The sequence below is a fragment of the Enterobacter sp. genome (assembly GCF_977039595.1).
This window is the reverse complement of the sequence record NZ_CDRQYH010000066.1, coordinates 1-19,390: the sequence shown is the minus strand read 5'-3', so window position 1 is coordinate 19,390 and position 19,390 is coordinate 1. Positions and strand designations below refer to the sequence as shown.

16 protein-coding genes and 2 pseudogenes are annotated in these 19,390 nt (G+C 58.1%); 10 read left to right on the top strand and 8 right to left on the bottom strand.

Going from position 1 to position 19,390, the window contains the following annotated elements; all coding sequences use genetic code 11:
• Window positions 1-70: IS1 family transposase (locus ACWYRJ_RS16850; protein ID WP_001680836.1), on the bottom strand; the 70-nt coding region annotated here is incomplete at its 3' end.
• A gap of 56 nt (window positions 71-126) precedes the next feature.
• On the opposite strand from ACWYRJ_RS16850, the pseudogene ACWYRJ_RS16845 reads away from it, so the two are divergent.
• Both ACWYRJ_RS16845 and ACWYRJ_RS16840 read left to right on the top strand, forming a co-directional pair.
• Window positions 127-339: pseudogene (locus ACWYRJ_RS16845) on the top strand (ESA_00282 family adhesion-associated protein); the annotation flags it as partial.
• Between the two features lie 81 nt (window positions 340-420).
• Entirely contained in the window at window positions 421-909 is a 489-nt protein-coding gene (locus tag ACWYRJ_RS16840; protein WP_008499805.1) for a TIGR00645 family protein, read from the top strand.
• Window positions 910-973: 64 nt separating this feature from the next.
• Here the strand turns inward: ACWYRJ_RS16840 and ACWYRJ_RS16835 are convergent, their stop codons facing one another.
• Complete coding sequence (locus tag ACWYRJ_RS16835; protein ID WP_455508307.1) at window positions 974-2,014, bottom strand: aldo/keto reductase; 1,041 nt, start codon at window positions 2,012-2,014, stop codon at window positions 974-976.
• A gap of 231 nt (window positions 2,015-2,245) precedes the next feature.
• Here ACWYRJ_RS16835 and ACWYRJ_RS16830 point away from each other — a divergent pair, with 231 nt between their 5' ends.
• On the top strand, window positions 2,246-3,793 hold the full coding sequence (locus ACWYRJ_RS16830; RefSeq protein WP_455508306.1) for a methyl-accepting chemotaxis protein: 1,548 nt from the start codon (window positions 2,246-2,248) through the stop codon (window positions 3,791-3,793).
• A gap of 128 nt (window positions 3,794-3,921) precedes the next feature.
• Window positions 3,922-4,176, top strand: coding sequence for a hypothetical protein (locus ACWYRJ_RS16825; RefSeq protein ID WP_115876271.1), 255 nt, complete (start codon window positions 3,922-3,924; stop codon window positions 4,174-4,176).
• Between the two features lie 105 nt (window positions 4,177-4,281).
• Here the strand turns inward: ACWYRJ_RS16825 and ACWYRJ_RS16820 are convergent, their stop codons facing one another.
• On the bottom strand, window positions 4,282-4,614 hold the full coding sequence (locus ACWYRJ_RS16820; protein WP_029740720.1) for a hypothetical protein: 333 nt from the start codon (window positions 4,612-4,614) through the stop codon (window positions 4,282-4,284).
• Window positions 4,615-4,774: 160 nt separating this feature from the next.
• A complete protein-coding gene (gene yghU / locus ACWYRJ_RS16815; RefSeq protein ID WP_111963261.1) occupies window positions 4,775-5,641 on the bottom strand; it encodes a glutathione-dependent disulfide-bond oxidoreductase in 867 nt (288 codons plus the stop codon).
• A 245-nt stretch (window positions 5,642-5,886) separates the two neighbouring features.
• Between yghU and ACWYRJ_RS16810 the strand changes: the two genes are divergently transcribed.
• From ACWYRJ_RS16810 to gss, 6 genes are all read left to right on the top strand, one after another.
• Window positions 5,887-7,476 carry an ABC transporter substrate-binding protein gene (locus tag ACWYRJ_RS16810; RefSeq protein WP_455508305.1) on the top strand — a complete coding sequence of 530 codons (1,590 nt, stop codon included), beginning with the start codon at window positions 5,887-5,889 and terminating at the stop codon, window positions 7,474-7,476.
• Window positions 7,477-7,521: 45 nt separating this feature from the next.
• The gene (locus tag ACWYRJ_RS16805; RefSeq protein ID WP_455508304.1) at window positions 7,522-8,475 is read left to right on the top strand and encodes an ABC transporter permease; all 954 of its coding nucleotides are present in this window, start codon (window positions 7,522-7,524) and stop codon (window positions 8,473-8,475) included.
• Window positions 8,476-8,480: 5 nt separating this feature from the next.
• Window positions 8,481-9,326, top strand: coding sequence for an ABC transporter permease (locus ACWYRJ_RS16800; protein WP_111963258.1), 846 nt, complete (start codon window positions 8,481-8,483; stop codon window positions 9,324-9,326).
• Window positions 9,319-10,296: an ABC transporter ATP-binding protein gene (locus tag ACWYRJ_RS16795; protein WP_455508303.1), complete on the top strand. Its 978-nt coding sequence runs from the start codon at window positions 9,319-9,321 to the stop codon at window positions 10,294-10,296. The genes ACWYRJ_RS16800 and ACWYRJ_RS16795 overlap by 8 nt, the downstream gene beginning before the upstream one ends.
• Window positions 10,293-11,270: an ABC transporter ATP-binding protein gene (locus ACWYRJ_RS16790; RefSeq protein WP_111963256.1), complete on the top strand. Its 978-nt coding sequence runs from the start codon at window positions 10,293-10,295 to the stop codon at window positions 11,268-11,270. The genes ACWYRJ_RS16795 and ACWYRJ_RS16790 overlap by 4 nt, the downstream gene beginning before the upstream one ends.
• A 110-nt stretch (window positions 11,271-11,380) precedes the next feature.
• Window positions 11,381-13,243, top strand: a complete 1,863-nt coding sequence (gene gss, locus ACWYRJ_RS16785) for a bifunctional glutathionylspermidine amidase/synthase (protein WP_111963255.1) — start codon at window positions 11,381-11,383, stop codon at window positions 13,241-13,243.
• A 52-nt stretch (window positions 13,244-13,295) separates the two neighbouring features.
• Here gss and pgaD read toward each other — a convergent pair whose 3' ends face one another.
• The 4 genes and pseudogenes from pgaD to pgaA all read right to left on the bottom strand — a co-directional run.
• On the bottom strand, window positions 13,296-13,727 hold the full coding sequence (gene pgaD / locus ACWYRJ_RS16780) for a poly-beta-1,6-N-acetyl-D-glucosamine biosynthesis protein PgaD (RefSeq protein WP_111963254.1): 432 nt from the start codon (window positions 13,725-13,727) through the stop codon (window positions 13,296-13,298).
• The gene (gene pgaC, locus ACWYRJ_RS16775) at window positions 13,724-15,055 is read right to left on the bottom strand and encodes a poly-beta-1,6-N-acetyl-D-glucosamine synthase (RefSeq protein ID WP_136195084.1); all 1,332 of its coding nucleotides are present in this window, start codon (window positions 15,053-15,055) and stop codon (window positions 13,724-13,726) included. Before pgaC ends, pgaD begins: the two co-directional genes overlap by 4 nt.
• The gene (gene pgaB, locus ACWYRJ_RS16770) at window positions 15,048-16,985 is read right to left on the bottom strand and encodes a poly-beta-1,6-N-acetyl-D-glucosamine N-deacetylase PgaB (protein WP_455508302.1); all 1,938 of its coding nucleotides are present in this window, start codon (window positions 16,983-16,985) and stop codon (window positions 15,048-15,050) included. Before pgaB ends, pgaC begins: the two co-directional genes overlap by 8 nt.
• A gap of 8 nt (window positions 16,986-16,993) precedes the next feature.
• A pseudogene (gene pgaA, locus ACWYRJ_RS16765) lies at window positions 16,994-19,264 on the bottom strand (poly-beta-1,6 N-acetyl-D-glucosamine export porin PgaA); the annotation flags it as partial.
• Window positions 19,265-19,390: the final 126 nt, after the last annotated feature.

The following is a 19,390-nucleotide window of genomic DNA, read 5'->3' as shown; positions in this document are numbered from 1 at the left end:
TGCTTTTGCCGTTACGCACCACCCCGTCAGTAGCTGAACAGGAGGGACAGCTGATAGAAACAGAAGCCACTGGAGCACCTCAAAAACACCATCATACACTAAATCAGTAAGTTGGCAGCATCACCGCGTCGCTGTAGCGATCTGAATTCAGCAGTCTATAAATATTATGACAATATCAAAAAGCGCTGTCTTAACGGAGAAAAGGTATCTTATTCCGATCTGGACGTATTGAATTTGCGGCAGTGTTTTCGCGAGTTTAGTCTGGAAGCCTATCCTGAACTGGTGGCGCTTGTCTGGCCGGAGTACGCACGTCCGGAGGTTAATCCAGACAACGTCTGAGTGACGTACCGTTGAGTTATTGCAAACAGTCAGCGCCGTTGAGATATACTGGGCGCTGGTTTCTTTTGCAAACAGGACTCTATGGAACGCTTTTTTGAAAATGCCATGTACGCCTCTCGCTGGATACTGGCCCCCGTCTATTTTGGCCTTTCGCTGGCACTTATCGCGCTGACGATTAAGTTCTTTCAGGAAATCCTGCACGTTCTGCCGAATATCTTTTCCATTGCCGAAGCGGATTTGATTCTGGTTCTGCTCTCGCTGGTGGATATGACCCTGGTGGGTGGGCTGCTGGTGATGGTGATGTTCTCCGGCTACGAGAATTTCGTCTCCCAGCTTGATATCGACGAGCGTAAAGAGAAGCTCAGCTGGTTGGGCAAAATGGATGCCTCGTCGCTGAAGAATAAAGTGGCCGCGTCGATTGTGGCGATCTCTTCTATCCACCTGCTACGCGTATTTATGGACGCGAAGAACGTGCCGGATAACAAACTGATGTGGTACGTCATTATCCATCTGACGTTTGTGCTGTCTGCGTTTGTGATGGGGTATCTGGATAAGATCAGTAAGAAGTAAAGTACGCCTTACCCCTCACCCTAACCCTCTCCCCAAAGGGGAGAGGGGACTGCTCGGTGCGGCATTATTTATCAGACGACGCCTGCCACAGATTCAACTCCCCATCCGCAACATGCTGGTCAATCCGCTTGAGTTCGTCCTCCGTAAAGCGCAGGTTTTCCAGCGCCTGTACATTCTCTTCCAGCTGTTCCGGGCGGCTTGCGCCAATCAGCACGGACGTCACGCGCGCATCTTTCAACAGCCAGCTTAGTGCCATCTGCGCCATGGTTTGTCCGCGCGCCTGCGCCATCTCATTCAGCAGGCGAAGGCTGCTCAGGTTGGCGTCGGTGAGCATCTTTTGCGTCAGGCCGCGCACTTTATTCCCTTCGCGCTGCATGCGTGTTCCTTCAGGGATACCGTTCAGGTATTTCCCTGTCAGCAACCCCTGCGCCAGCGGGGTGAAGGCAATACAGCCCGTACCGTTTGCTTCCAGCGCATCCAGCAAGCCGGTCTTATCGACCCAGCGGTTAAGCAGGTTATAGGACGGCTGATGGATCAGCAGGGGGATCTTCCACTCGCGCAGCAGCTCGGCCATTTTTTGTGTGCGATCTGTCGAGTAGGAGGAAATCCCCACATACAGCGCTTTTCCGCTCTGCACGGCATGGGCCAGCGCGGATGCCGTCTCTTCCATCGGGGTGTTTTCATCCACGCGGTGGGAGTAGAAAATATCGACGTACTCGACGCCCAGACGCTTCAGGCTCTGGTCGAGGCTGGCGAGCAGATATTTGCGTGAACCGCCGGAACCGTACGGCCCAGGCCACATGTCATAACCCGCCTTGGTGGAGATAACCAGTTCGTCGCGGTATGCGGCAAAATCTTCCCGCAGCAGGCGGCCGAAATTCTCTTCCGCGCTACCCGGCGGTGGTCCGTAGTTATTGGCAAGATCGAAATGAGTGATGCCGAGGTCGAAGGCTTTTCGCAGCAGCGCGCGTTGGGCATCAAGAGGCTGGACGTGGCCGAAGCTATGCCACAGTCCCAGCGACAGCGCGGGCAGGCGCAGGCCACTTTTGCCGCAATAACGGTATTGCATATTCTCATAGCGGCCGGGGTAAGGGTGCCAGGACATGATGTCTCCTTTCTTATTGATGAAATTTTCGAAACAACGTTTTCATTCTGAACTTACCACATCACAAATTACATCACTAAGCTCGGACCTGATGGTTAACAACTGCTGTGTGACCAGTGAAGCCACGCTAATTAAAAATGATCACAAAACGTTATAATTTCCCTCTTTCCTGCCGATAACGAGAGTAGTACTCGCCTCTGGGCGAACTCACCCTCACGGCAAGGAAGACTTATGAATATGCTCCGTAATTTCACGATCCGCTTCGTCATGCTGACGATTCTCGGGATCTTTTGTTTAATGTGGGCGGGTGTTGGCTTGTACAGCACCTGGTCCCTTTCTCGCGTTTCAGATGGCAACGAAGTCGATCGCCAGCTGGTTAAACAGATGACGGTACTCAGCCAGGGTAACGATCAATATTTCCGCTTTGTGACCCGTCTGAGCCGCGCAATGGAAGTCAAAGCCGCAGGCGGCACGCCGGATCTGTCCTCTGCCCAACAGGCGCTGGATAACATGGGAAAGAAACTGGCCGAGATGAAGGCGATCTCCCCAGGCCCGATGGATGAGCAGATCTCTTCCAGGGTGATTGGCACCTGGCAGGCGCTGCTTGAACAGGGCGTAACGCCGCAAATGCAGCAGGCGAAGCAGGGGGCTCTGGAGGGGTATCGCCAGCAGGCCAACAACGTCACGCCGCCGCTGAGCCGCGCGTTTGGTGCGGCCGCTGATGAGTTCAACAATGCCGCCGCGAAGTCGCTCGACAGCACCCGCGTGGTGGTGGACGGCCTGACAAGTATGACCCGCACGGTGATTATCGTTGCCACGATTATCGGCCTGCTGATCCTGCTCTTCACCGACCGTTACCTGGTGGCGATGCTGGTCAAACCGCTGGATCGCATTCGCCAGCAGTTCCGCCAGATTGCCCAGGGCGATCTCAGCCAGCCCATTGAGCCGTTCGGCCGCAACTGCGTGGGCCAGCTGGTGCCGCTGCTGAGCGCCATGCAGGACAGCCTGCGCGAAGCGGTCAGCACGATCCGCTCCGGCAGTGAAAATATCTGGCGCGGCGCGACGGAAATATCCAGCGGTAACAACGATCTCTCTTCCCGTACCGAAGAGCAGGCGGCTGCGCTGGAAGAGACGGCAGCCAGCATGGAACAGCTGACCGCCACGGTGAAACTAAATGCGGAAAGCGCGCGTCAGGCCAGCCAGCTGGCCGATGTGGCCTCAACTACCGCCAGCCGCGGCGGTTCGCTGGTGGAAGAGGTGGTGACCACCATGAGCGGTATTTCGGAAAGCTCGAAGAAAATCGCTGAAATCACTAACGTTATCAACAGCATTGCCTTCCAGACCAATATTCTGGCGCTCAATGCGGCGGTTGAAGCGGCGCGCGCGGGTGAACAGGGGCGTGGTTTCGCGGTAGTGGCAGGAGAAGTTCGCAACCTGGCAAGCCGCAGCGCCAACGCGGCAAAAGAGATTGAAGGGCTGATTACCGACTCCGTGTCCCGCGTAGAGCAGGGGGCGAAGCTGGTGGGCGACACCGGCACCACCATGGATGCGATTCTGCGGGACGTGACGGAAGTGACGACCATTATGAAGCAAATTGCCTCGGCCTCTGAGGAGCAGAGTAAGGGCATTTCGCAGGTCGGAATTGCCATTACCCAGATGGACGGCGTTACCCAGCAAAACGCCTCTCTGGTGGAGGAGGTTTCCGCGGCGGCGGCGGCGCTGGAGCGTCAGACCGAAGAGCTTCAGCGCTCGGTGCAAAAGTTCCGCCTGACGGCATAACGCAACGTTTCAAGGCCGCCGGATGCGGCCTTGTATTATTAACGCCTTCCCCATTCAGCTCGCGTTGAAACTGCTATTCTTTTGCTAACCCCCCTGACGTTCTGGGCTCTCTTCTGTGAGGTGTTGCTATGAACAGATCGTTATCTCTCATCCCTGTTCTCTCTTTCATTTTTCTGATGATGTTCTCGGTTTTTGCCGATGCGACCCAACAGGCGCAGGAACGGCGCGTGGCGCGTGATGTCAGGCAGGAAACCCGCGACGCGTCACGGCAGGTGAAGCAGACCTGCGTGGCGAACAATAACCAGAGTAATCACGACTGCCGCCAGGATAAACGTCAGATGAAACAGGCCGGACGGCAAAAAGCGCGGGATATTAAGTATTAATGTGGTAATGAAAAATATTAGGAATGAGACACGGACAATAAGCGGAAAGCATCATCGGGGATGTGATTAATACCGGGCAAACGCAGCGCTGCCCGGATGTATGTATCAGTGCGTCGCCTCACCAATCAGCGCGCCCGTGCCTGCGCCAACGGCTGCACCTTTCAGCACGCTCTTGCCGGTCACCGCCGCGGCACCTGCGCCCACGGCAGCACCTACCGCACCGCCTTTACGCGCGGCTTTACCTTTGCCGCCGTTTTTGAACATAGCACCCGTGCCTGCGCCAACAACGGCGCCGCCAACGGTCGATTTCAGATCTTTGCCAGTGGCCGCGCCAATCGCCGCGCCTGCTACCGCGCCAGCTGCAGTTTTGTCGATGGCCATTCCCGAGGTGGAGAAAATGAGGGCGCTGATAACCAGCGTTGTTTTAATAAGTTTCATAACAGATCCTTTGTGACTGCTGTCGGTTGATACGTCATTTCTCACTCTCTGACGCGAGAAAAACGTCCAGATAGTGCCAGCAATACCGGTTCAACCTTTAAGCTAATCATGCCCTGGTCAAGGATCTCAGCTGCCGGGCGGGGATCCGCCCGGCAGAACATTACGCCTGACGCTTATCTTCCGTATTGGTCTCGAAGTCGCTCGCCGCATGGCGCTCGTGGAGCTGCTCGTTCAGCTCGCCGCTGGTGCGGTTAACGATACGTCCGCGCTTAACGGCATGGCGATTCGCCACGTCTTTCGCCCAGCGCTGGACGTTGGTGTACTTCTCTGCATCCAGGAACTCGGCGGCGTTGTACACGCTGCCCAGCGCCACGCAGCCGAACCACGGCCAGATTGCCATATCCGCGATGGTGTACTCCTCACCCGCCACGTAGCGACCGCGCGCCAGCTGTTTATCCAGCACGTCGAACAGGCGTTTGGCTTCCATGGTAAAGCGGTCAATGGCGTACTCAATTTTTACCGGCGCGTAGTTGTAGAAGTGACCAAAACCGCCGCCGAGGAACGGCGCCGCGCCCTGCAGCCAGAACAACCAGTTCAGGGTCTCGGTGCGTCCTGCCGGATCTTTAGGCAGGAAGTGGCCGAATTTTTCTGCCAGGTAGAGCAGGATATTGCCGGATTCAAATACGCGGGTTGGCGGGTTCGTGGAGTGGTCACGAAGCGCAGGTATTTTCGAGTTCGGGTTCACCTCAACGAAGCCGCTGGAGAACTGATCGCCCTCGCCGATGCGGATCAACCATGCGTCGTATTCCGCGCCCGTCACGCCAAGCGCCAGCAGCTCTTCGAGCATGATCGTCACTTTCTGGCCGTTCGGTGTCCCGAGAGAGTAAAGCTGCAGCGGATGGGAGCCCACGGGCAGTTCTTTCTCATGCGTTGCGCCGGAAATCGGGCGGTTAATGTTGGCGAACGCGCCGCCGCCGTTCTTTTTCCATTCCCACACTTTGGGTGGCTGATACGTGTTGTCTGACATGTTGGCCTGCCTTTTGAGTGATGTGTTGAGGCAGTGTAGCAGGAGATTTGTGAACCGTTTAACGTTGCGAGCGCAATCAATTAACCGCTATTCCTTCCGGCGCTTATATATAACAAATCCGGCATAAGCTTAATCGAAAATCGCATTTTCATAATTAATGCGTAAAACGATAAAGCTGAATATGATGCTTCAACATAAATAAAAGATGCAGTAATAAACACTTTATAAGGCAAGGAGTTAGTGAGATGCGCAAGCTTCTGTTATCGGCCGTGGTCGTTTCGCTCGCGTTAGGCCTGGCGGGCTGTGATGATGCGAAAAATAAAGAGACAAATACGGCCGCGGCGGCAAAAAGCAACGCGCCAAAAGAGGGCGGTTCGCTAATTATTGGAATTACCTCCGGCGACCCGTTAGCCGTTAATCCGCTTTATGCCAGCGACCGCACAACGTTAACCATTATGCAGGCGTTGTATGCCCCGCTGTACAGCTTTAATAACGGCAAGATTGAGTGGGGCCTGGCGGAAAGCCTCACGCCCTCCGCCGACAACCTGAGCTACACCCTGACGTTAAAACCCAACCTGAAATGGCAGGACGGACAGCCGCTGACGGCGGACGACGTGGTCTTCACCTTCAATAAGCTGCTGGATGCCAAACAGCACAGCTTCTTCCGCAGCATGTTTACCTGGGGCGGCAAGCCTGTTGAGGTAAGCAAGGTTGACGACCGCACCGTTAAGTTCACCTTACCGCAGGTCAGCGCCGCCTTTACCGGCACCCTGGTACAGATCTACCCGATCCCGCAGCACGTGTTCGCCGGCGAAGGCGACCTGGAAAAGAGCAGCAAAAACGATGCGCCGGTCGGCTCCGGGCCGTTCAAGTTTAAAGAGTACCGCGCCGGGCAGTATTACGCCCTGACCCGTTTTGACTATTACTGGAACGGCAAAGCGAAGCTAGATTCGGTGACCTACCGTTTCGCCAAAGACAGTAACGCCGCCAACCTGGCGCTGCAAAACGGTGAAATCAACCTCAAGATGGTTGACCCGCAGGACGTGAACCGCCTGAAAAATACCGGTAAGTTTGACTTCGTGGTCTATCCGGAAGGCCGCCTGGCCTATATGACGTTCAACCAGAACGTGCCGGTAATGAAGAGCAAAGAATTGCGTCAGGCCATTGCTTACGCCATCAACAAAGACGAGCTGACCCAAACCGCCTTTACCTCGCTGGACTACGCCAAACCGGCGACGTCCTTCCTGACGCCCGATACGCTTTACAAGACGGATGACGTCGAGCAGTACAAATTCGACCTGCAAAAAGCTAAAGAGCTGCTTCAAGCGTCCGGCGCGCCGGACAACCTCAAGCTGCGCCTGGCGTATGTGAATACCAACAAAACCCAGGAGAGCATGGCGCTCTACATTCAGCAGGCGCTGAAGGGCATTGGGGTGAACGTGGAGCTGATGCCGCTGGACTCCAACGCCATGTCCCAGCGCAGCCTCGATATGAACAACACCGCGTGGGAGCTGAACCTGGGCGGCTACATCATGGGCTCAGAGCCGGACGGCTACAAATCGCTGTTCATGAGCAACGAGGCCTATAACTACGCGCACTACAAAAATCCGCAGTTTGATGCCCTGTGGGATAAAGGCGCCGTGGAAACCGACGCCGCAAAACGTGCCGATATCTACAAGCAAATTCAGCAGACCGTGGCGAACGACATGACGTACTACCCAATCGCCTATACCAATGCGACCGTCGCGGTGGACAAGCGTTTTGGCGGCACCAAGGAAGCGGAGCCGAAACCGGTCTATCTGTTCCAGGATCTGTCAAAAATCTATCAGAAATAAGTAATTGCCCCGGCCGTCGGGTCGGGGCCTTGGTAAGGGCATGTCGTGAACACACTTCTCACGCGTCGGCTGCTGCAGCTGCTGCCGATGCTGTTCTTTATTTCGCTGGTGGCGTTTTTGCTGGTCAAACTCGCGCCCGGCGATCCGGTGGCGGCGTACATTACGCCGCGTATGGCTCCGGAAGATATCGAACGTATTCGCCAGAGCCTGGGGCTGGATAAGCCGCTGGTGACGCAGTACGTCCTTTGGCTGAAAAATGTCCTGCAGGGCGATCTCGGCTATTCGCTGATTTACCACCGCCCGGTGCTGGAGATGATCTGCGAACGCATTCCGGCCACGCTGGGGCTGATGGGCGCGTCGCTGCTGCTGGCGATCGTGCTGGCGATCCCGCTGGGCCTGCTGGCGGGGGCATTCAAGCATCGCTGGCTGGATCACCTGCTTAACCTGTTCGCCTATATCGGCATCTCGGTGCCGATTTTCTGGTTCGGCATCTTGCTCATTACGGTCTTTGCCGTGCAGCTTAGCTGGTTCCCCAGCATGGGGATGCGCACCATCGGCATGGAGGATAACGCGCTGGACGTGCTGCGTCACGGCGTACTGCCGTGTATTGCCCTCACGTTCTACAACCTCTCCAGCTATGTGCGCTACATCCGTTCCAACACCATCTCGCAGCTCTCGGCCGACTACGTGCAAACCCAGCTTGCCTACGGCGCTACGCGTTCCAGCATTCTGTTTAGACACGTGCTGAAAAACGTGCTGCTGCCGGTGATCACCCTGTTCGGACTGTCGTTCGGTGAGCTGATTGTGGGGGCCTACGTGACGGAAAGCGTCTTCTCCTGGCCGGGGATGGGGCTGCTCGGGATCCAGTCGATCGCCTCGCTGGACTACCCGCTGATCATGGCGATCATCATGCTCTCGTCGATGATGCTGATCGTCGGTAACCTGATCGCCGATCTGCTTTATCGCTTCGCCGATCCACGCATTCGTACGCTGAGGTAACCCGGATGAGCAGACGCTGGCAGCAGGTTCGTCACCAGCTGCGCCGCAACCGTCCGGCGCAGTTCTCCCTGTTTGTGCTTTTTATTTTCATTGTCGCCGCGCTCTGTGCGGGGTTAAGTCCGTACGATCCGGATCGGATGGCGCTCGGCGCACGCACGTTACCGCCGGATGCCGCACACTGGTTCGGCACCGACGAGTACGGACGTGACTACTTCACCCGCGCGCTGTATGGCGGCCAGATCTCCCTGATGGTTGGTTTTCTCGCCATGCTCTTTTCCACGCTTATCGGCACGGTGGTGGGCACGGTGAGCGGCTATTTTGGCGGCTGGCTGGATAACCTGATGATGCGCACCGTGGATATCCTGATGGCCATTCCGGCCTTCTTCCTGCTGCTGGTGGTGAATGCTTACCTCAAGCCGGGCGTGGATAACATCATTCTGATCATCAGCCTGCTGACGTGGATGAACATGTCGCGGCTGGTGCGTGCCGAAACCCTATCGGTGAAAGAGCGCGAGTACGTGCTTTATGCCCGCGCGTCGGGGGAAAACCCGCTGCGTATTATCGTGCGCCACATTATTCCCGGCGTGCTGCCGACCATTATCGTTGCCGCCACGCTCAATATCGCCTCGGCCATTCTGATGGAGTCGACGCTCAGCTTCTTAGGGCTGGGCGTACAGGCACCGGCGGCGTCGTGGGGAAGCATGCTCAACAACGCCCAGTCTTATATTGGCGAAGCGTCGTGGCTGGCGATGTTCCCCGGTATCCTGATCCTGCTGACGGTGTTCAGCTTTAACGTGCTCGGCGATGTCTTCCGTACCGCCTTTGAGCCGGGAGCGAATCGCGATGAGTAGCTTATTAGCGCTTGAGAACCTGCAAACTACCTTCCGCACCCGCGAGGGCGAGGTTCACGCGGTGCGCGGCGTAAGCTTTCAGGTGCAGCCGGGAGAACTTGTCGGCATTGTTGGCGAGTCGGGCTGCGGAAAAAGCGTCACCTGTAAGTCGATTATCCAGCTTCTGGGGAGCAACGGACGGATAACCGGCGGCAGCATTCGCTTCCAGAATGACGATCTGGCGCAGAAAACCCCTGCGCAGATGCGCGCTATTCGCGGCAACGAGATCGCGATGATTTTTCAGGATCCGATGACCGCCCTGAACCCGGTGCTCACTATCGGCAAGCAGATGTCTGAGATCCTGGTGCGAAATAAAAAGCTGTCGAAAAAAGCGGCCAAAGCGGCGGCGATCGCCATGCTGGAACAGGTGGGGATTGCCGAGGCGGAACGCCGATACGACCAGTATCCTCACGAGTTCAGCGGCGGGATGCGCCAGCGGGTGATGATCGCCATTGCGCTCTCCTGCAACCCGAAGCTGCTTATCGCCGATGAGCCGACCACCGCGCTGGACGTCACCATTCAGGCGCAGATCCTGCGTTTGCTGAAAAGCCTGCAGCAGCAGACCCAAACCGCGATTCTGCTGATCACCCACGATCTCGGCGTGGTGGCGCAGGTCTGCAGCCGCGTGGTGGTGATGTACGGCGGGCTGGTGATGGAGGAGGGCAGCGTAGAGGACATTTTTTATCGCCCTGCGCATCCTTACACCCAGGGTCTGCTGGCCTCGCTGCCGCGCCCGGATGAGGTCAATCAGCGTCTATCGCCTATTGAAGGTTCGCCGCCCGGCCTGCTTAACCCGCCGCCGGGCTGCCCGTTCGCCGAACGCTGCCCAAAACGCATGCCCCAGTGTGAACGGCAGCCCGCATTTTACACCGCCGGAGAGGGCCATCGCGCCGCCTGCTGGCTATGGGCCGATAAGGAGACTCATGCATGAGTGAACAACAGGCACCATTAGTGAGCGTGCGCGATCTGCGCAAGCACTATCAGCTTAACGGCGGTCTGCTGCGTAAAGGCGCGGCCGTGAAGGCGGTTGATGGCGTGAGCTTTGATATCCAGCCCGGCGAGACGTTTGGCCTGGTGGGAGAGTCCGGCTGCGGGAAATCGACGCTCGGACGCGCCATTCTGCGCCTTTTCGATATTACCGCGGGCGAGATCCACTTCGCCGGGCAGGCGATTGCCCACGCCCGCGAAAAAGAACTCAAGCCGCTGCGCAAGCGGATGCAGGCGATTTTTCAGGATCCTTACTCCTCGCTCAACCCGGGCATGACGGTGCGACAGCTGGTGGCCGAGCCGATGCAGATCCACGGCTACAGCCGTGAAGAACAGCGGGAACGGACGGAAACGCTGCTCTACAAAGTGGGGCTGAAGCAGGAGCACCTTGAACGGTTCCCGCATGAGTTCAGCGGCGGGCAGCGTCAGCGCATCAGTATTGCCCGCGCGTTGTCCGTGAATCCTGAATTTGTGCTGTGCGATGAACCGCTCTCGGCGCTGGACGTCTCGGTGCAGGCGCAGGTGGTGAATATTCTGCAGGACCTGCAGCAGGAGCTGGGGCTAACCTATCTGTTTATCGCCCACGATCTCTCCATGGTGCGCCATATCTCCAGCCGCATTGGGGTGATGTATCTCGGTAAGCTGGTGGAGGTGGCCCCGGCGAATGAGCTGTATCAGCGTCCGGCGCACCCTTATACCCGCGCGCTGCTGGCGGCGGTTCCCCAGCCCGATCCGCGGATTCGCAACCTTGAAGACGCGACCCTGCGCGGTGAAATGCCCGGCCCTACGTCCGCGCTGCCGGGCTGTAAGTTTTGCAGCCGATGCCCGCACGCCATGCCGGTTTGCCAGACGCAGGAGCCTGCGATGCAGGAGATCGCGCCAGGGCATTTCGCGGCGTGCTGGCTGTTTAACATGTAGTTAATGCGCCGCGCAGGTGTATGATAAATGTCCCTCTGTCAGGTTAATTACAACGTGCAGACGACGACAACCCATAAAAAATTGCCGCCTGCCTGTTTTAGGTTGGATACATGCGTAAAGGAAATTTAAGCAGTGATGCGCCATTCGGGACATTGTTAGGCTATGCGCCCGGTGGCGTGGCGATTTACTCTTCAAATTACGGCAGTCTGGACCCGCGAAAATACCCGGAAGACGCGGATTTTCGCAGCTACATCGGCAATGAATACATGGGCCACAAGTGGCAGTGCGTTGAGTTTGCCCGCCGTTTCCTGTTCCTCAACTATGGCTTCGTGTTTACCGACGTCGGTATGGCGTGGGAAATTTTCTCTCTGCGCTTTTTGCGTCAGGTGGTGAACGATAACATTCTGCCCCTTCAGGCTTTTGCCAACGGCTCAAAACGCGCGCCGCGCGCCGGAGCGCTGCTGATCTGGCAAAAGGGCGGCGAGTTTCACGAGACCGGCCACGTGGCGGTGATCACCCAGCTTCTGGACGATAGGGTGCGTATTGCGGAGCAGAACGTGATTCACTCCCCGCTGCCGCTCGGGCAGCAGTGGACGCGCGAGCTGCGCCTGAGCGTGGAGAACGGGTGTTACACCCTCCACGACACCTTCAGCGACACGGAAATTCTCGGCTGGATGATCCAGACCGAGGATACGGAACACAGCATTCCCCAGCCGGAAATCGACGGCGAACTGCTGAAAATCAGCGGCGCGCGGCTGAAAAACAAACGTCAGTTCGACGGCAAGTGGCTCAACGAAAATGACGCGCTGCAGCAGGCGTATGTTCGCGCCAACGGCCACGTGATCAACAAAGATCCCTGCCAGTACTTCACCATTACCGAAAGCGCCGAGCAGGAGCTGATCAAGGCCACCAACGAACTGCACCTGATGTACCTGCACGCGACGGACAAGGTGCTGAAAGACGACAGCCTGCTGGCGCTTTTCGACATCCCGAAAATCCTCTGGCCGCGCCTGCGCCTCTCCTGGCAGTGGCGTCGTCACCATATGATCACCGGTCGTATGGATTTCTGCATGGATGAGCGCGGCATCAAGGTCTACGAGTACAACGCCGACTCCGCCTCCTGCCATACCGAGGGCGGGCTGATTCTCGAAGAGTGGGTGAAAAACGGCTATCGCGGCAACGGGCATAACCCGGCGGAAGGCCTGCTGGAAGAGCTGACCGGCGCCTGGAAGCACAGCCACGCGCGGCCGTTCGTCCACATCATGCAGGACAACGATGTCGAAGAGGACTATCACGCGCTCTTTATTCAGCGTTCGCTGATGCAGGCCGGGTTTGAGACCAAAATCCTCCACGGGCTGGGGGCGCTCAGCTGGGATGCCGCCGGGCAGCTGATCGACGACGAAGGTCGCCACGTCAACTGCGTGTGGAAAACCTGGGCGTGGGAAACGGCGATAGAGCAGATCCGCGAGGTCAGCGAAACCGAATACGCCGCCGTGCCGATCCGCACCGGACATCCTGAAGGCGAAGTGCGCCTGATTGACGTTCTGCTGCGCCCGGAGGTGCTGGTCTTTGAACCGCTGTGGACCGTTATTCCAGGCAACAAGGCGATTCTTCCGGTGCTGTGGCAACTGTTCCCGAATCACCGTTACCTGCTCGACACCGATTTTGAGGTCAACGATCTGCTGAAGCAGACCGGATATGCCGTTAAGCCGATTGCCGGACGCTGCGGCAGCAATATCGACCTGATCAGCGCCCAGGACGAGCTTCTGGATAAATCCAGCGGCAAGTTTGTCGACCGTAAAAACATCTACCAGCAGCTATGGTGCCTGCCGAAGGTCGACGGGAAGTACATTCAGGTCTGTACCTTTACCGTGGGCGGGAACTACGGTGGGACCTGTCTGCGCGGCGATGACTCGCTGGTGGTGAAGAAAGAGAGCGATATCGAGCCGCTGATCGTGGTTAAAGATAAGTAGTTCTTAGCCGCTTTAAAAAAGCCCCCGCAGGGCATCCTGCGGGGGCTTTTCGTTACTGTTCTTCCTCTTCCTGCCCGTTGATCTTCAGATCGATGATGCGGCCAATCTGGTCATGATAGACCGTCAGCAGGTTGTACTGGCTCATCTCGGAGATGATCTGCGGTGAGACATTAAAGCTGCGGGCCAGCTCCTCCTCCTGCAAATAACCCGGCTGACGCCGCCTGACGTGGGCGCGGCGGCGATTGTACTGATACCACAAAATCAGCAGCCAGCCGTTGAGCGCGGCGAACAGCAGGTAGAGCAACACCGTATTAAAGGACGCAATAATCACGCCCCAGCTGTGGTCGCTCTCCTCGGTTAGCTGCATCCAGAGCCGGGCATACAGGAAAAACAGGAAGCCTCCCCACGCCACCAGCGTTAACGCGGCATCGAAAAGACGTGGCAGCAGGCGATGTTCGGTCAGAATTAAGGTATTTTCGTTCATTGAAGGCTTCCTTTTCCCCGGTCCGGACTGATCCAGCGCGCGCGGGCGCGCTGGCGTTTAAGCATGACTTTTGGAAAGGCGACGAGGGTGGTGAACAGGCCGATCATCCAGTACACCATCGGGAACCAGATCACCCAGAAAAGCGAGCTGGCCACCTTACGTTCATAGCGCCGCTCGATGTACAAACTGACCAGGAACTGCAGGAGGCACATCACGCCCAGCAGTAGCCCGGTAAACTCCGGTGGAAAGAGGCTCTCCACGGTCAGCCTGGCAGGAACAGGGGCGATATGGCTGAGAATAAATAACAGCACCGTCATGGCATACGCGAAGGCCCACAGCGTTGACAGGGCGTACTCGATAAAAAGGGGCCACATGCGGTGATGCTCCCAGCGCACAATCCTGCGAAGGTTGACCAGAAACACCTCCGCGCCGCCCTGGGCCCAGCGCAAACGCTGTTTCCACAGGCCCTTGAGCGTCTCCGGCATCAGGATCCAGCACAGCGCCCGCGGCTCGAAAAAGATATCCCAGTGGCGCAGCTGGAGCTTCCAGCTGATGTCGATGTCTTCGGTGATCATGTCCGGGCTCCAGTACCCGACGTCCGCCAGCGCCTGTCGGCGAAAGGCGGCGATGACGCCCGAGACGGTAAAGACCCGGCCATAGATCCGCTGCGTCCGCTTGATGAGCCCGATAATCGATGAGAACTCGCCCACCTGAATGCGGCCGATCAGCGTGGAGCGCGTGCGAATACGCGGGTTCCCGGTGACCGCCCCGACGTGGGGATACTGAATCAGCGGTGCCACCAGATACGCTGCCGTATCGCGATCGAGCAGGGCGTCACCGTCAATGCAGACCAGCAGATCTCCCCGTGCCGCCGCTGCCCCGGCTTTGAGCGCCAGCGCTTTCCCCTGATTTTCCGCGAGATTAATCACCCGCAGGCGCGGCTGTTCCAGCGCCAGCGCCTGCAGCACCTGCGCCGTGTTGTCAGACGAGCCGTCGTTGATGGCGATAACTTCTATATTTTCATACCGCTGATCCAGCGCGGCGCTGATGGTCTCCCGGGCATTTCGTCCCTCGTTAAAGCAGGGGATCAGAATGGAGATGAGCGGCTCACCGGCGAGCGTCGGGGCGGGCGTGTCTTTATCCCACGACCAGTGGCGTTCAAGCTGAAACCAGAAATAGAGCCCGCCGGTTATCCAGAGCACGGACATGAACAGCGGCCAGAAGAACACAAAATCCAGAATCAGTTCGCCGGTAAAGAGGGCGGCCACGCCCAATGGCAACCCGAATACCAGACATAAAATGGAAAAGGCGATAATGCGATCAGTCATTGTCAGGGTACCAGTACGAAGAAAATACAGGCCTGATGCGTGTGATATCAGGTTGGTTGTTGATGAAATCATCGGGGTAGTAACCGTAGTTTTTGACGCCGTTCAGCTGGAGCACGCGCATCCACTGCGCAAGCTGGCTATCAGAAACGGCGCGCTGCGGTTTCTTATCCCAGTCCCTGGACTGCAGTTCAAAAATGGTTTTATCGAGCGCGCCGGGACGTGTGGCGACCGCTTTAACCAGACGCGTCAGCCAGGCATCGCTCTCGTCAGCCGAAATGGACTCCATCAGCGGCATGGCCATCGGCACCGTCCAGTCATACTCCGCCAGAAAATCGTCAAGATTCTGCGCGAACCACGCTTCGCTTTCCGGCTGAAGAATGGGTAGGGCGAACATGTTGCGCGCGGTTTTTATCTGCGGGCCACGGATATGCTTCACCGCCAGGCTCAGGGCATGGGTAAACCCGATAAGCGTCTGGCTTTTCTGACGTGTTGTGCTCTGAGCGCCATCGTCCACGTCCGTCAGCACCGCATCGTCATGGAACAAAATCCCGTTGAAGCTGGCATAGCGGGCCAGATCTTCGTAGATGTCCGTTACCTGCTGGCGCACCTGCGGGTCCCACGGGGAGAGCCGGATATAGGGCTCGGTGGCTTCGCGCAGCTGACCGGTTTGACGATCCTGGCGCTGCACGCGCGGCAGGGCAGGATCGAGATCGAACGAGAGCACCGGCATCCACGCGAAGACTTTCACCCCCGCGCGGGTTTGCAGCTGCCAGGAGACAAAATTAAAGAGATCGGCCCGGACCGGCAGACGACGGTTGGGGAAATAGAGCGCCTTAATCCTGCCGTCGCCCTGCGGGTCGGCAAACGCCTGCAGAAAAACATGGCTGATTTTCATGTCGTAGACCCGCTGGATCAGCTTGTTGATGTTTTGGGTCTGCTGGGCCGGATCGGGATCGTAAACGTAGTCGAGATCGACGTGCATGACGCGAACGGGATCGTGCTCCTGAACCTGGCTTACCGTACTGGCAAAAGCCTTAAGCGAGGGGTTTCCGGCGATCAGCAGACGAGGAATGTTGCCGAGATCCTGCACGTTCCCCAGCCCGTCCTCAAGGGTAAAGGCCAGCTGATAACCCTGCTGTCTGGCGATCGCGAGCGACGTGCCGTTGGCGGCGCCGTAGGGCCAGACCCAGGCGCGCGGTGCCTTGCCCGTTACCTGCGTGATTTTTTCAGTCACTTTACGAACGTCATCGCCGATCCGCTGGTTGAACTGCCGATCGGTTTCATAGCGGCCCGTGGCTTTATCATAAAAGCGGTTGGCGATGGCAGGTTCGCGGCTGCCCTGCGGGTTGGCCGGAATGCCGTAATGCGAGGCCCAGGTGTGCGATCCGATCTCAATCAGCGGGGACCGGCTGAGCTCGCGCACCATGTCCCACGTCGCGAAGCGATCGCGGGGCGTCATCAGGCCGCCGAAGTTAACTTTTTGATTTGCCGGCGTATCCACCCAGCTGCCCACCGGCGCCCAGAGCGCAGGGACGTTCCACGCCTGAAGCAGCGGCCAGACGCGGGTGTAAAAGCTGCTGTAGCCGTCGTCAAAGCTGAGCAGAACGGCTTTCGGCGGCAGCGTTTTTTTCCCGTTATGGGCATCCAGAATGTCCTGCACGCTGATGATGTGATAACCGTTGTGCAGCAGCCAGCTTATCTGCTCGTTTAGCGCGCTGGTACGCACGGAGAGGTAGCGCTGATCGGCGGCATCGTCTTCTACATCGTGGTAGGCCAGCACCAGAAACTGGTTCTGCGGCCAGGGTTTGCTCGCCTCCAGCTGTGGCCGCGCTTTGGGGGCAATAAACGAAAATGCCTGCGCGCAGACGCTCGCGCTGAGGCAGAGCCAGCCGAGGAGTATCAGGCTCGCGGAAAAACGTGTGTTAAGCATAATCATCCTTAAAAGCGTAAAGTCGCGTCTAACGTGACGGAGAGGTTGCTCTCGCGTTTGCCGTCGTAAGGGCGCTTGTCCCAGTTCAGCATCACGCCGGTATCAATAACGTTGTTCCACTGGACGCGCTGTCCGTAACCCAGCAGGGCGATGGCGCCAGCGGACTGATTTTTCTGCCAGTAGCTGCCGCCTCCCGCCACGAACTGCTGGCTCCAGAGGGTGTCGTAATGGCGGTACATCTCATGGTCAACGGCCAGGGCCGCCGTCACGGAGAGATCCCGCGCCGGGTTGTAGTAGAGCGTATCCCGCAGGCTATTTTTACTGGCGGCGATCCCCGGTTCGAGATCCAGCGTCAGTGACGGGGTCTGCCAGAGACGCTCCTTGCCCGTGAGGGTGTATTCCTGGCGGCGGTTATGATCCGAGAAGCGGCTGAGGGCGGCGCTGAACTGGTACTCACGACGCTCGTTTTGATACCAGCGCACGCCGCCTTCCCCCCGGTTGGCGTTGATCCCGTTGCGTAACGCCCGCAGGGGCGTGGTGCGCGACAGGCGTTCAAGGCTGCCGCTGACCTGCCAGCTATCGGTGAGGCTGTACGTCGTTGAGAGGCGAGCGCCCGGCTTGTTCGCCCCGTGATAGCGGTTGCTGGAGAGTTCGGCTTCGAGCTGGAGGTTGCGTGGCCGCCATTCGACGCCGCCCAACAGGTGACGGCTGGAGCCTTTGCTTTCATCGAAATTACCCTCTGCATAGCGGGTGCCGGCAAACAGCCGCCAGCTATCCGCCACGGGCGGGCCATAGAGCGTGGCGTCCCAGTTGAGGTCGTGCGTCCCGCTGACGGGGTTATCGGAGTGCAAACCCTTGCTCGCGTTGAGGCGCAGCTCGGACATATGGTGGACGGTGCGGAGCCTGTCCAGACGCCTTGCGCTGCGATCGCGCGGCGCGCGGGCGACTACGTCGTCGGCCAGTAAATCCATCTGCCGCCATTCCTGCAGATCCATGGCGACGTAAGCCTGCTGCTGCTCAAGTTCGAGATTCGAGGGCTCCAGCGCCTCCGCCATTTTCAGCGTTTGCTCGGCCGCGCGCGGCAGGCCTCGCGTCTGAAGCAGCGTGGCGTAGTCAATCTGCAATCCCTGATTGCCCGGCGCGGTTGTCGCCAGACGTCGCGCCAGCTTTTCGGCTTCCGGCAGGGCATTAGTCGCCAGCAAATAGTTAAAACGGAGCGACTGCCCGGTAAGCCACCGATCGTTCGGCTGAGGGGTAGGGGAACCGAAATCGTAACGGGTCCAGGGAACGTTGCGGGTCTGGCGCTCTGCATACCGGCGGGCGGACGGATACTCTCCCGTATCCAGCCAGGCGTAGAAAAGCGCGTGCTCTTCGTCCTGCGGATCGGAAGCGTATTGCGGATAGCGCTGCAGAAGCGCGAAGGCGGCCGCGGTATTTTTCTCCTGGAGGTAGGACGAGATCACCCAGCCGATTGCCCAGCCCGGCACCGGATGCCGGGCTGCCGTCAGATCCTGATATTCGCTGATGACCCGCGGGTAATCGGCATGAGCGTAGAGCGCGCCGAGCCGGTCGATACGCGCAAGGACGACGTCTTCCGCCGCCTGCGGCTCGCTTTGCCAGCGAGACAGCAGTGCGTCGTAACGATTCAGTGCGGATTGCGCAAGCTGCAGGCGCTCCTTTTCTGTTCTGCCAGGCACATCTGCAAGGCGAACGCTTTCGGCTGCGGCATTCAGCTCTAGACGACGACGCTCCGCTGGGGACAGCGCCACCTTTTTTGAAAGCTGGAGAGCGGGAGTATTGACCCGGTTATCCGTTAGCGCGTCGATCAGCTCGCGAAGAAGCGCGTGATTTTCTGGCGCGATATTCAGCGCGCGCGTGTCTGCTAAAAGCCGATCCCAGCTTTTTCCCTGGCGTAACCAGACATACCCCAGCGTCTGAAGATGCGCCTGAGAGGGATCCTCCGCCACCAGCTGTCGGGCTTCCTTGAGGGCAAGCGTATCTTTACGGGCATCGGCCAGGGTTTTGATATAGCCGATACGATAATCGTCGTTATCCGGCGCAAGGCTCAGCGCTTCTTTCCAGAGCGCCAGAGCTGGCTGCCACGCTTTCTGATTTCTCCTGGCCTGTGCGACAGCCGCAACGCCACGGGCGGGCAGCGGCATATAAATGCTGTAGCGCTGCCAGACCTGAATAACCTCGTCATCATGACCTGCCCAGGCCGCCACCTGTAACCAGTCCGCAACGTGTTCAGGCGTCAGGGCATGCTGCTGCTGATAACGGGCTTTGTTGAATAAATCAGATTTCGGGTAAGTCTCCCCCGTAGCGGGTTGTGTTTTCAGGCAATACGCACGCTTTCAGGCATACCTGCTTTCGTCATTTTGTTCAGCGCTCGTACCAGGGCCATA